The following is a 12529-nucleotide window of genomic DNA, read 5'->3' as shown; positions in this document are numbered from 1 at the left end:
GACTACTTGGGTACTCGATCGCGATAGAACCCCGGCGAGAATAGTCCGTTCTGGCGTTCGGATATGCCGAGCAAAGGATCGCAGGCGGCGGGGTTCCCGCCTACTCGGGGAATTCGCGCCGGCCGACGGAGTAGCAGTCAAAACACGGGAGCCGGTCGCCGTCACACTTGCACCCGCCGTCGGTGGCGACGCCGAGGGCCGGGCTTGAGCCCTCGAAGTCCACGGCCGCGTTCAGGACGGTCGGGCCCCCGACGATCGCGAGTGCGGTCTTGTGCTTACAGTCCGAGTCGTGATGAACGTCGGCCGGGCACTCGCACTCGGCTGGAACTGCGACGCCGTCCCGCACCTCCACGCCGACCGTGTACGAATGATCGTCTTTGAGGTAGCCGTAGCTCGCGTTCGTGACTTCGATCAGGTGCGGGCCGGTCACGGTGAACTCCCATGACTCCCACTCGACTCGGCGAAGGGTTCGCGAGGTGTAATCAAGGTATTCGACAGCGGTACGCTTTTCTCCGGTTCGGCTTGTAGTTGCCATTGGTCTTCCCCAAGAAGGCCACCGTCCGGCGTCACTACCGCCGGGCGTTTCCGATACGCCCCGAGGGATGGGTCCTTCTTACCACTACCTACGTAGGAATAGGATATAGCTGTATCGGTTACCCTCGAAGGAACTGGAAACAGCTATCTGGATTCGGATAGAACCGCCCGGTATGACTGCCGACAATCGCGAGCGTTCGGACGACGGGACCTATGCCGAGACCGTCACTCCCGAAGACGTCTTGGCGCTGTTCACCGACACGGAGCCCCGGACTGCGACCGAGGTAGCGGATGAACTCGGGATCGTACGCCGGACGGCCTTGAACAAGCTGAACGAACTCGCCGAGGAGGGTCGTATTCACAAAAAGAAGGTCGGAAGTCGAGCGGTGGTTTGGTGGGTTTCGGGCGACGACGAGTGACCGAACAGGGTCGCCTCAGGCGGCCGAGGATGCTCCCTACGGGCTCCAAGCAACAGACCGTAGATGGGGTCCTGTTCCCGTCCCAAAGCTCACCACGGGACTCACCGAGAGCCTACGAGCGAAGAAAGCGGCCGGCGGGGTCGGCGGCGTTCTATCGCCCCCTCGGATCCGCCTTGGGCTCTCCTCACAGGTCCTATCGTGGCTCGCCGTCGACGGGGATCCATTTGGGGTCCGGTAGGGTTCCGGCCGAAGGTCTGGTACTAACTTTTCATGGCGAAAAACCGCCTATACCAAAGGCTCGAAACGGCTTGCATGGACGGATCCGGGTCCGGGGTCTGCCGGGCTCGTAGTCGACGTGTTAGGGGCTTGCCGATCCGGGGTCTGGTCCGTTGTCCCCGTCGTGGAGTCCGACCGGTGAAGGAACCGCCCGCATATCCCCCTGTCTCTGTCGGGCTCCGCCGTGGGTTCGGGGTCCCGTCGCTCCCACCGTCGGCCGGCGTCGACCCACCAGAATTCTGCGCGCGAGGTAAGGCCCGGTCGGTTGCTACACCGTCAATTCCCTCTACAGGTATAGAGAGTGTTACCCCGCAGATATTTTTGAATTTTTGAGATACCTCTATAGGCCCCTCGGAAAGGTACAGACAGGGCTCAGAAGGTGGATTGTGTATTTCCTTATGAGCGTTCCCTGAGTTAGCTCGCAGTAAGCAGCGGTCGCTGATATTGTGGGCGGCGGTTCTCTCGCAATGTTGGCTCTCTTTCCGGACACATCACACTCATATTAGAGTGTGGCATGCCCGATGAATGACCTCACATAGCAGTCTCCCGCGGAGGAACTACATAGCCCGGACCGAACTCAATCAGCTCGGAAAGGTTCTCGGGGGTATACCGCCATGGACGGCCTCGGCCCGAGCCTTTTCCTGTCCGTTTTTCTCCTGTCACGATTCCATCCTCGGAGAGACCATTCAGGTTACGGCGTGCTGTTTCCACGCAGATGGCATCCTCCTCGCCATGGATCGTCTCTAAGACCTCCTGAACCTCTCTTGCGGTCCACTCTGTAGTTTCGTCTCCGTACTCCCGAAGTACACGAAGAACATCGGTCAGTCCATCGCTGTTCACCCACAGTTTAGGACTAATCAACCGATCATCGTATTCGACCCACTCCGGGAGTGCCGAAGTGTGAACGAACACAGTCGCTCCGCGATTTCCGTTCTCGTCTGGTTGTCGACCATAGCGCATCGCAGCTTGGAGAACAACGTTTTCACGGACTGCGTGGAGAAACGGTTCGCCTGCGGTTCCGAAACTTAGATTCCGTCCTGAGAGACGCTCTCCATCGTCGTTAGTCACAGCTTCAACTCCAACACCGCAAAGCGCCGCCCACATTTTGACAACTTCGTCGCCGGGGTAGTTACAGCCGGATACGATCCCGAACCGGGAGCGACCGAGTGCGTTCGTCCCGATTAGGTTGTTGTAGTGCTCGTATTGGTCGACCTCATTCAAGAAGCCGGCACGCCCGTAAGCTTCGTTGACGGCCTTGGTGCTGATTAGTGAGGGCGGGTCGTCGCTCCCGTGTGAGCCGATCATCCATTTGAACGCGAGCACATCTCTTACTGTAGCCTCGTTCATACTGTGGATCTGATTGCTCGGCTTATCGGGGTCGAACTCTTCCCCTGATGCGTAGGGCTTGACGTAGGCACTCGTCCGGATGAATCGTAAGCCAAGTTGATCGCGGATATATTCGTTTTTGTACTCCTCAGTCGGGAGTACCGGGTGATGTTCGATACCGGGCAGCAGAAGGTCCCATAGCTCAAGCGTCGGCGTTCCATCGAGAGCAATGACTCCCCGAGCGTTCGTAACCGGTGGCCGAGTCAGAAGCCACACAGAGCCGTTTCCACCGTTCATTACCCCTATGGTGTCCCGGCCGACCTCAGCACGACCGTATCTGTTGACTGGAAGTGGCTTGGCAGAAAGCGCCAGTTCAGTTAGCAAGGGTGCTTCGGCTACCGCGTTACCTCGACCATTAAAACGGCTTGACCAGAACGAGCGGTTCTTTCCCTGTGACGATCGCCACTTGCTAATCTCAGACTGGATCTCCGGATCGTCTTTCCTCTCGTTTAGATCGGCATAGTTCTTGAACGGGAGATCGGGTTCTGTCTGGAGATATGCCGTAATACTCTCTTGAACAGTCTCTCCGCCGATTTTCCGAACGGCATCCTCTCCGGGGAATTCGTCGAAGACGACGTACCGATCCTTGTGATACCGGCCAGGTTTCTGGATCGTTATTTCTTTTCCGTCCGACTTCTGGATCGTCTCGGTGTACGGTGTAAACGAGTGGAGATAGTTACCGATGATCACGTCATATGGTTCCGCATTTCCCTTCTCGATCTCGTCCAGCATCCGGTGGAACCCCTCGCGGCTTTGGACGTAAGGACACGGACCATCGGATTGGCACGGAAGCTGATCCCCGAAGTGCTCATGTACTGCGGTGAAACTTTCGAGCCGTTCGTAGACCTCTTCAACCTTGTCGTCCCACTCGTCCGCTTCTGGATGACGAGACTTACCGTGGGTATTCTTATACTGTTCTCCAAGTGGACAGTCGGCTCGCTGTGACGGAATACGCGCGTATCGCTGGTTAAGTTCCTCACACGACTCTTCGTACTGACGATACAGGTCGTGTCTGAGGGTGTAGATCGTAATCGGTTCTCCGGTATCGGTCTCCCAAAGAGGTATACCACGACTTTTGCCCATCGCCGGCAGGGCATCAACCAGTCCTGGCCTGTCGCTCACAAATGCTTCACAGATTGTCTGGTAGCAATTCGGATCAACGGACTTTCGGTACGATTCTATCGCTGTAGATGTAGGTTTAGCAGACATTTTTAGACTAAATCAGAGAGTTTCAGGTCGGTCGCACCCGGGTAGCTAATATCGCCACCGGATTCACTCAGCCATTCACCGAACGAGAGACTACATCCATGACAAAAGAAATGGAAGTGAATCTCCTGCTCAATATCTCGCCCATGAGGTGGGCGGTATGTCCGGTCAATCATCTCGTAGCCAGTCATACAATTAATCAGATCGCCACACCGCTCGCAATAACCGCCTATAGTTTTGTTAGACATTTTCGAATGGAGAGGATCGCCGGAATACAGATTAGACTGAGACTTAGATAAGCATCTCAAGAACTACGATTCAGTCATACTCATACAATCCCGGATATCGAACTTACGAGATTAGAATGGATGCTGTCTGACAGCGTCTCCTTTCCACCCACTAATCTACGAGTAAGTATATATAGATACCGTTCAGGAAGGTGATATAGCTGCTCGGCAGGAAGTCCTCTTCACTATACAGACTACCTCTATCCTATTATAGATACCGTGACACGAGATCGCAGACTTGCCGGCAGAAACTCTCTTCACTATACTAACAACCCAATTTGTCTTATAGATTCCGTAACACGTGATAGCAGATAGCTCGCCCGGCAAATACGAGTGGGCGGCGGTTCTGTCGTGATCCAGACTATATCATAATCCGTGAGATGGTGTGGGATCTATGAGTGTGGGAACAAGTCCGGCTGTCCTACCGGTCGTACCCCTCTACTCGCCAATCGTGGTAGATCTGCTTCGGCCACGTCGCACAGTTTCCATCCTTATGATGGCTCACCATCCCTCTTAACATTCTAACATACTCTACACTTTCAGGAGGCATCCCACAAGAAGGACAGAGAAATGGAGCCTCTTCCTCAATTTGGCCCCGTTCCATGGGTTCCGGTAGTTTCTCACGGAGGTGCTCCTCAAAGTGGGAATGACAATCAGCACAGATGTTAATTAAGGACCGTTGTCTTCGGGTGATCTTATCCTCTCGAATCTTCTCCCCATCATGAATGTCAACATTATGTTTACAGACATTCTCGACCTTTCCGGTCCTCGACTTTCTCAGGACGTGATCCCGGTACGGTGGAGGTCGAAACAGAATGTAGTGCTTGCCAAAGTCGGGTGGCACCTCACCAATTATTTTGATAGAGTCAATCGGTCCCTCTTTGATGGGATGTGCCGAATAATAAGCTCCCGAACTGGTGATGCTTACTTCATCGTCGATTGTGTTTCCCCACTCATCAAGAAGGGTGATCAAGGTCTCCTCGCCATGTTCTCTGACTGAATCTACCACCACCTCCATTCTTGCATCTGTGTCGAACGCCGTCCTGTGGTAGTCTAAGCGGAGTACGTCTCCGTTGCTCAATTGGTTGGGATTTGGTATTGTCATAGTCTCTATTTGAATTTGATTGATATGTCTGTGCCGGTCATTAGTTCGATCAAATATCCTTCAAGTAGTCTTTCCGTCGCTCGGCCTTCTCATCGTGGGTACCCTTGTCGTAGTGCTTGTCCAAGATCGGTCCGCTCATGTTGACTCTATTTCCGGTCACGTCTTTCGGCTGCCCTGCGTTTCTCGCAGCCGTCACGTAGCCCCGACGAAGCGCGTGCGGACTGACTGAACCGGGGCACTTCGAGGCGTGGCCCCAACTGGTCGACTGACACTCCTGCGGGTCCTCGTTGAACGGACAGGTGCCGCCGTTGTAGAAACACGGTGACGTGGACAGGTAGACGTGCTTCGTGATGGTCGTACGGCTTGCCCGGCCGTGGTCCGTAGCAATTAGCGGCTCGCGGTCGTGGTCGTCGATCACGTCAGGCCGGCGGTTCTGAATGAAATCGGCAACCACATCGGCGGTGTCGGGCCGAATCAGCACGTCCCGCTCGCTGTTGTGTTTCCGCTTCAGAGGAGTTCCTGTCTCCGGCCGGTGTCGGATCTCGATCGCCGGCCGTCCCTCATCAAAGTCGTCCACGTCAAGCGTACGGAGGCCGCTGATTCGCATTCCGCACTTCCACAGGAGTAGGATGGTGACGTGGCGGAGGCTCGCGTACTGGTACTTCTCAAGTTGGTTGAGGATCTGAACTGCCTCCTCGCGGAGTAGTACGTCGTTGCAAATCTCGTCCTCCTGTTTGACTTTCGTGATCTGGATGAGTTCGTGGAGCCCGACAGGGACGGCCTGTATGGACTCGCAGAACTGAATGAAGTTCCGGATCGTCCGCATATCGTTCCGGGCGGTGATCGGCTTGACCGACTCCAACCGCCATTCCTCAAACTGTGCGATAGTGTCGCTGCTCACGTCACGCATGTCGGCGGTTCCCTTGCTATCCAAGAACTCGATAAGTCGCGTGAGTGCGGTGTCGTAGTTGTAGATCGTCTTCTCGGTGACGTGGGTTCGCTTCTTGTTCAGGTACCGTGTCCGTGCGTCCCTCGGGGGAGTAGGTTTGAGTTCCATGGGTGGTCTCGTGTACTCCCCGGCAGAACGCCGCGCTCGTGTGCCCGCGTCGAGGGGTTTCAAATCCCTCCTCCGGCTCTTCTGACGAAACGAAGCGGGACCGAAGAGCTGCAAGAGCCATTTGAACCGGGAGCGAAGCGAGGTGTCGAGCGGAACGACCGCGGTTCACGGTCTCTGCCGGCGTGGGTTCGACGGTCGTCGTTGCCGGCACGGCGTCAGTTGCCGAGGGATTCTACGGGCCGGGATAGAACGCTCTTCCGGGTCGAAGCTACGGTTCGGAAGGGAGTGGCAGCGTCATCCGCACGGTCGTGCCGTTCTCGTCGAGCGCGAGGTCGCCGTCGGCGTTGTCCACGGCCCACTTGAGACACCAGAGAGAGACGTTTTCGGCGTGCGCGAGCGGCGTCTCCTCGCCGCGTTCGACCGCCTGCACGTCGAACTCCGGAAGCCCACAGCCGTCGTCTTCGACGGCGACGAGCACGGCGTCGTCGGTATCGGCTCGGGTCACGCGAACCTCGACGGTGACGCCCTCGTTGTTTCGAGCGATCTGCGCGACGACGTCCGCTATCGTCTCTGGTAAAATAGACACGCCGGTGACTCGCTCCGGCACGTCGTCGTCGACGTCGAGCGCGATCGCCGTGTCCGAGTCGCCGACACGCACCCGCGAGAGCGCGTCGTCCAACGCGCTCGCGATGTCGACCGGCAGCTGGTCGGCGTCGTCGTCGGCCAACAGCTGTTGCATCCGCCGCGTCTGCTCCGAGACATCCGCCAGCTTCATCGCCGTCTCTCGAATCGTGTCGAGGCCGTCCTGCTGGTCGCTTTCGGCGTTCCGTGACAGCAGGTCCGCGCGTCCGGCGATGATGTTGATGTCGTTACGGACGTTGTGGCGGAGGATCCGATCGAGGACGCTCAGCATCTCCGTACGCTCTTCGAGCGCGACGTTCGACGCCTCGAGCTGGTCGCGCGTCTCGCGTATCTCCGCGATTCGATCCCGCTGGGCGTCTCGCATCGCCGCGAACGTCCGATTCAGCTCACCGAACTCGTCCGCGCGCTCCGTCTCGAACGTCACGTCGTACTCGCCGTCTCGTATCCGCCTCGCTTTCTGGGTGAGTCGTGAGAGCGCGCCCGTCACGTCCGCGCCAAGTATTGACACGACACCTACGAAGCCGGTCAGCATGAACGCGCCGACGATCCCGATCCACGTTCGGGTTTCGTGAAGGATCGCGAACGCCTCGCGTTCCGGCGCGTGTTTGATCAGTACCCAGTCGGTCCCCGTGACGGGAACGTACGCCGCGACGTATCCGTCCCCGTCGCTCGCGGACAGGGCAGAATCCGACGGTTCCGGGTCGGCAATGAACCCGGACTCGCCGCGAAGCCCGGAACGGAGAGCGTACGGTCGTTCTCCGCCGTCGTCGTACGGCTGCAGCGTCGCCGACGCGTCGTCCGCGAGCACGATGGTCCCGTTCGAGTCGACGACGCGCGTGAAGCCGCCGGCGACCGGGTAGGTGAACCTGTCGAACGCGCTCGTGGTCCCGACGGCGACGACGAGAAGCAGTTCGGGCCGCTGGCGGATCGGCGTCACGTAGCTGACTACCGTCGTTCCATCGACGCGTTCGTACGGGTCCGTCGATCGAACGTCGTCGAACCCGCGGAACGCGAGCCGCTCGTTCCACGGGAGCGCGGTCGTCGGCGCGCCCTCGATCGACGGATCGGTGCTCGTTCTGATCGATCGATTCCGACGGTCGACGACGTACGCGGCCTCGATGGCGATCTCGTCGCGCGTCCGTCGTTGCCCCTCGAGGTACGATCGGATGGCCTCGTCGTCGTTCGCGTACACCGGATGCTCCGAGAGGATCTGTGCCGTGAGCCGGTTCCGGGTGTCCCACTCGGTGAGTTCGCCGGCCTCGGCCGTCGCCGCGGCAGTCATCGAGTCCTCGACGTTCTCGTTCAACAGCCCGCCGACCTGAACGTACAGCCCGACCCCACCGACCGCGGTGACGAGGAACACGGCGAGCAGTGCCACGGCGAGCTTCCGCCGATACGAAGACCGAACGAACGACCGAAGGCGCGCGGCACCGGGCGGAGACCACATCACCGGACCTCCGCCGACAGGAACGACTCGGCGACGGCGCTCGGAAGCTCGCCGTCGACGAACACGCGTCGGTTGAGCCGTCGCATCGCCGGCTCGCTGAGGGCGTCGACCACGGGTTCGAGCGCCGTGAACACCGCCGGATGCGCGTCGACGGTCGGAGCGTGTGCAGTCGGAGCCGGATTGTACGGGAGAAAGTATCCTCCGTCGTCGTCGAGCGTGACGATTCCGTCTCGGTCGAGCTGCGGATCGCTCGCGAACCCGTTCGCGACCGTCGCGTCGCCGCTCGCGAGGAGTTCGTACGTGAGACCGATGGAGGTGACGGTGAGCGCGTCGCCGGAGAGCGAGGCCCGCGCCGCCGGATCGGCGTCGTAGTGGTCGAAGAGTCCCGGCCAACCGTCGCGGCGGTGGTAAAACGCTCCGTTGACCGCGACCGGGACTGCACGCTCCGCCGCGCTCGCGTACGCCAGCAGGTCTCCGATCGTCTCGACTCCGGTGTCGCGACTCCACGCCGCATCGGTGACGAGCACGTACTCGTTCGAGAAGTCAGCGGGCGGGGCCATCGCTACCCCCTGGTCGCGAGCGTCCGCTGCGGCTCGCTCGTAGACCGCTCGGGGATCCATGATCCGCTCGTCGCGGACGGGCGGGAGGCGACCCCATACCGTTCCCGTGTACTCCCAGTAGAGGTCGATCGTGCCGTCCCGCACCGCCGCCCAGTTCGTCTGTGTGTCGCCGCGTCCGATTCGGTCGACGAGCCGAACTCGTTCGAGGTCTCGGAGGCTGTGGTACGCGAGGTATCCGAGAATGCGTTGCTCGTCGAACCCCTTCGAACCGATCCGGAGAGTGAACCGGGGACCGGCGGGCGAGGTGTCCCCCAGACACCCGGCCGAAACACCGGCGGTCACGCCGCTCCCGACTCCTGCGGCACGCGCGAGATACTGCCGGCGAGTCGGAGGCATACGTGCGAACATATCGGACAGCATAGACATAAACGTACGTGCCGGGAGCGGTCGCGGCCGCGTGCCACGCTCGATATGGGTAGGGTTTTCCGGCGTGCGGTCGTCCCCGTGAACATGGCACGAGACGTTTCCGATCCCGACAACCCGCAGGTGACGCTTCAGACGAACCACGGCGAGGTCGTCGTCGAACTGTTCGCCGACCGCGCTCCGAAGACGGTCGAGAACTTCCTCGGGCTGGCGCGTCACGACCCCGCCGCAGACGCCGAGCCCGACCGCGACACGAACACCTGGGAGGACCCCGAGACGGGCGAGACGCGGGGCGACTCGCTGTACGAGGGTGCCGTCTTCCACCGCGTCATCGAGGACTTCATGATCCAGGGCGGCGACCCGCAGGGGAACGGCCGCGGCGGCCCCGGCTATCAGTTCGACGACGAGTTCCACGACGAGCTGACCCACGACGGTCCGGGTATCCTCTCGATGGCTAACTCCGGGCCGAACACCAACGGCTCGCAGTTCTTCATCACGCTCGACGCCACCCCGCACCTCGACGGGAAACACGCGGTCTTCGGGCAGGTCATCGACGGGATGGACGTCGTCGAGGAGATCGGCTCCATTCCCACCGACCGACGCGACGAGCCGCGCGACGCGGTCGAGATCGAGGGCGTCACCGTCGACGAGTAGCGTCGCTCACCCACGAACGTGGGGCCGGTCTCGGTCCACCGACTGTTTCTCACACGCTCGTGGTCCGGTGTCGCTGTCGCTCCGCGAGCGGCGTCACTCTCGGACAACACAGCAAAAAATCGCAGAACTCGACGCGCGTCGCGCGCGGAACCCCTCGTTACTCGAAGAGTTGGACGGCCTGTTCGTAGCGGGCGGCGGGTTCGTTCCAGTCGACGACTTCGAAGAAGTTGTCGACGAACTCGCCGCGGGCGGGGCCGTAGTCGTGGTAGTAGGAGTGTTCCCACACGTCCAGCGCGAGGATGGGATGACCGCCCCAGATAGCGCCCTGGTCGTGTTTGTCGACCACGACGTTGCGCAGTTGGTTCGAGAACGTGTCGTATACCAGCAGCGCCCATCCGCTCGCGCCCGAGGCCGCGGCCTCGAACTCGCCTTTCCACGCCTCGTACGAGCCGAAGTCCTCCTCGATTCTGTCCGCGAGCTCGCCCGAGGGCTCGTCGCCGCCCTCGGGGCTCATGTTCCGCCAGAACAGGTCGTGCAGAATGTGGCCCGACGAGTTGTGCGTGACGTTCCGGATCGCGCCGGCAGACGACGAGAAGTCGCCCGCCTCGCGGTTCTCTTCGAGCGTCTCTTCAGCGGCGTTCCACCCGTTTACGTACCCCTGATGATGGGTGTCGTGATGCCATTCGAGCACCTGCTCGGAAATGTGCGGCTCCAGCGCGTCGTAGTCGTACGGCAGCGGATCGAGTTCGTAGCTCATCGTTGTATCACCTGTTATGCACATGCGCCGGAAACCTGTTAAAGATAATGCGGCACCTGATACCACACGTCACTGGACGTGAGTTGAACCCGAGACGCTCGCGTGCGAGGGATGCGCTCGCGGTTCAGGCGGAACGTCGGTCCACCGGCGCGGTCGTTCGTCTCAGTAGCACCGCACGATAGGGTAACCATAAATGGTTATATGGCGCGCGAAACAGCGCGTGCGTTCCTCTCTCGAATCACGAAGATGCGCCGCGTGCACTACGGTGGGACTGGGATTTGAACCGGAGCCAGACGATCGCCCTCGCTTCGCTCGGGCGCTGCGACTGGCAGGGTTCAAATCCGTCGGCGTGACTCATGACGGTAGGAAGTGTGTCGCGTTCGTACGGTGGGACTGGGATTTGAACCCAGGAAGCCGTGAGGCTACCTGCTTTCAAGGCAGGCGCAATGGGCCGCTCTGCCATCCCACCGCGATGCGTGCTATCGCCCCCACACGGTCGTGTGCCCTCGGCGTTCCGAAGGCGGGTCGAACGGTGAGCGTCAGTCGGTTCGCCCGGACCGAGCCGTGCGTGAATCGACGATATCCACCGCCGCGGGGCGTGTGAGGACCGACTGTCGCGACGAAGTTGAAGCTATCGTTATGCGGCCTTCCGAGTTCGAGCCGGCGGCACAGGGCCGTAGACCGCAGGTGCCGCTCTCAGGGCGACCGGCGACGCCACCGGAAACCGGCACCCCTCGCCGAACGGCCACGCTTTTTGTACGCCGAGGCGAGTCCATCGCCATGAGCGAGAGCGACCCCGACGTCGTCGTGTTGCGACAGACGATCCACGGTTCGGACGCCCGCGACCTGACCGCGGCGGTCCGCGAGCGACTCCCGAACAGCACGGTCGCGATGGCGCGGACGCCGGACGAGGAGCGCGACCTGCTCGAAACGGCGCGGATCGCCGTCGGGCTCCACATCGACGAGCCACAGTTGGCGGCCGCCGAGAACCTCGAACTCTTCGCCTGCGTGTTCGCGGGGACGGGCCACCTCCCGCGAGACGCCCTCGCGGACCACGGCGTCGCCGTGACGAACGCCTCCGGCGTCCACGGCCCGAACATCTCAGAGTACGTCGTCGGCGCGATGGTGACCCACGCCCGGCAGTGGCAGCGGGCCCACCGCCAGCAGGCCCGGCGCGAGTGGCGGAACTACGAGACGACCGAGGTGTACGGCTCCACCGCGGCCGTCGTCGGGCTCGGCGCGATCGGGCGCACCGTCGTCGACAGGCTCGACGCCTTCGACGTCGAGACGATCGGGGTCCGCTACTCCCCCGAAAAGGGGGGACCGACGGACGAGGTGTACGGCTTCGACGAGTTCCACGAGGCGATAGCCGACGCCGAGTACGTCGTTCTCGCGTGTCCCCTCACGGAGGCGACCCGCGGGCTCGTCGACGCCGAGGCCCTCCGCACGATGCGATCAGATGCGGTCCTGATCAACGTCGCGCGCGGGCCGATCGTCGACACCGACGCGCTCGTCTCCGACCTCCGAAACAGCCGGATCCGCGGGGCGGCCCTCGACGTCACAGATCCCGAGCCGCTGCCCGAGGACCACCCGCTGTGGGGACTCAGCAACGTCACGATCACGCCGCACAACGCGGGTCACACCCCGCACTACTACGATCGTGTGGCTGAGATCCTCGCGGAGAACGTCCGTCGCCTCGACGCCGGCGACGACCTCAAAAATCTGGTCGCGTGACCGAAGGGCCGGGACGCGCCCGACCGCCGTGAGTCCGCCCGC

Annotated in this window: 10 protein-coding genes and 1 tRNA gene; 3 read left to right on the top strand and 8 right to left on the bottom strand. The window is 61.0% G+C overall.

Going from position 1 to position 12529, the window contains the following annotated elements; genetic code table 11:
• Window positions 1-100: 100 nt before the first annotated feature.
• Complete coding sequence (locus NO930_RS13100; protein WP_256403449.1) at window positions 101-535, bottom strand: hypothetical protein; 435 nt, start codon at window positions 533-535, stop codon at window positions 101-103.
• Window positions 536-707: 172 nt separating this feature from the next.
• Between NO930_RS13100 and NO930_RS13095 the strand changes: the two genes are divergently transcribed.
• On the top strand, window positions 708-953 hold the full coding sequence (locus NO930_RS13095; RefSeq protein WP_256403450.1) for an ArsR family transcriptional regulator: 246 nt from the start codon (window positions 708-710) through the stop codon (window positions 951-953).
• A gap of 807 nt (window positions 954-1760) precedes the next feature.
• Here the strand turns inward: NO930_RS13095 and NO930_RS13090 are convergent.
• The 5 genes from NO930_RS13090 to NO930_RS13070 all read right to left on the bottom strand — a co-directional run bounded on the left by NO930_RS13090 (window position 1761) and on the right by NO930_RS13070 (window position 9315).
• Window positions 1761-3737 (bottom strand): hypothetical protein, encoded by a 1977-nt coding sequence (locus NO930_RS13090; RefSeq protein ID WP_256403451.1) that lies wholly within the window; start codon window positions 3735-3737, stop codon window positions 1761-1763.
• A gap of 792 nt (window positions 3738-4529) precedes the next feature.
• On the bottom strand, window positions 4530-5213 hold the full coding sequence (locus tag NO930_RS13085) for a hypothetical protein (RefSeq protein WP_256403452.1): 684 nt from the start codon (window positions 5211-5213) through the stop codon (window positions 4530-4532).
• 49 nt (window positions 5214-5262) lie between these two features.
• Window positions 5263-6270, bottom strand: coding sequence for a tyrosine-type recombinase/integrase (locus NO930_RS13080; protein ID WP_256403453.1), 1008 nt, complete (start codon window positions 6268-6270; stop codon window positions 5263-5265).
• 268 nt (window positions 6271-6538) lie between these two features.
• Window positions 6539-8359: a sensor histidine kinase gene (locus NO930_RS13075; RefSeq protein WP_256403454.1), complete on the bottom strand. Its 1821-nt coding sequence runs from the start codon at window positions 8357-8359 to the stop codon at window positions 6539-6541.
• Window positions 8359-9315 carry a glycine betaine ABC transporter substrate-binding protein gene (locus tag NO930_RS13070; protein WP_256403455.1) on the bottom strand — a complete coding sequence of 319 codons (957 nt, stop codon included), beginning with the start codon at window positions 9313-9315 and terminating at the stop codon, window positions 8359-8361. The genes NO930_RS13075 and NO930_RS13070 overlap by 1 nt, the downstream gene beginning before the upstream one ends.
• 114 nt (window positions 9316-9429) lie before the next feature.
• Between NO930_RS13070 and NO930_RS13065 the strand changes: the two genes are divergently transcribed.
• Window positions 9430-9996: a peptidylprolyl isomerase gene (locus tag NO930_RS13065; RefSeq protein WP_137783259.1), complete on the top strand. Its 567-nt coding sequence runs from the start codon at window positions 9430-9432 to the stop codon at window positions 9994-9996.
• Window positions 9997-10153: 157 nt separating this feature from the next.
• Here the strand turns inward: NO930_RS13065 and sod are convergent, their stop codons facing one another.
• Together sod and NO930_RS13055 are read right to left on the bottom strand one after the other, a co-directional pair.
• A complete protein-coding gene (sod, locus tag NO930_RS13060; protein ID WP_256403791.1) occupies window positions 10154-10753 on the bottom strand; it encodes a superoxide dismutase in 600 nt (199 codons plus the stop codon).
• Between the two features lie 385 nt (window positions 10754-11138).
• Window positions 11139-11222: transfer RNA gene (locus NO930_RS13055), tRNA-Ser, on the bottom strand.
• Window positions 11223-11533: 311 nt separating this feature from the next.
• Here NO930_RS13055 and NO930_RS13050 point away from each other — a divergent pair.
• The gene (locus NO930_RS13050; protein WP_256403790.1) at window positions 11534-12487 is read left to right on the top strand and encodes a D-2-hydroxyacid dehydrogenase; all 954 of its coding nucleotides are present in this window, start codon (window positions 11534-11536) and stop codon (window positions 12485-12487) included.
• Window positions 12488-12529 lie beyond the last annotated feature (42 nt).

The organism is Halorubrum salinum (genome assembly GCF_024494575.1).
Classification (GTDB): Archaea; Halobacteriota; Halobacteria; order Halobacteriales; family Haloferacaceae; genus Halorubrum; species Halorubrum salinum.
Note: the sequence above shows the minus strand (reverse complement) of the source record. Positions and strands in the feature narration are given on the sequence as shown.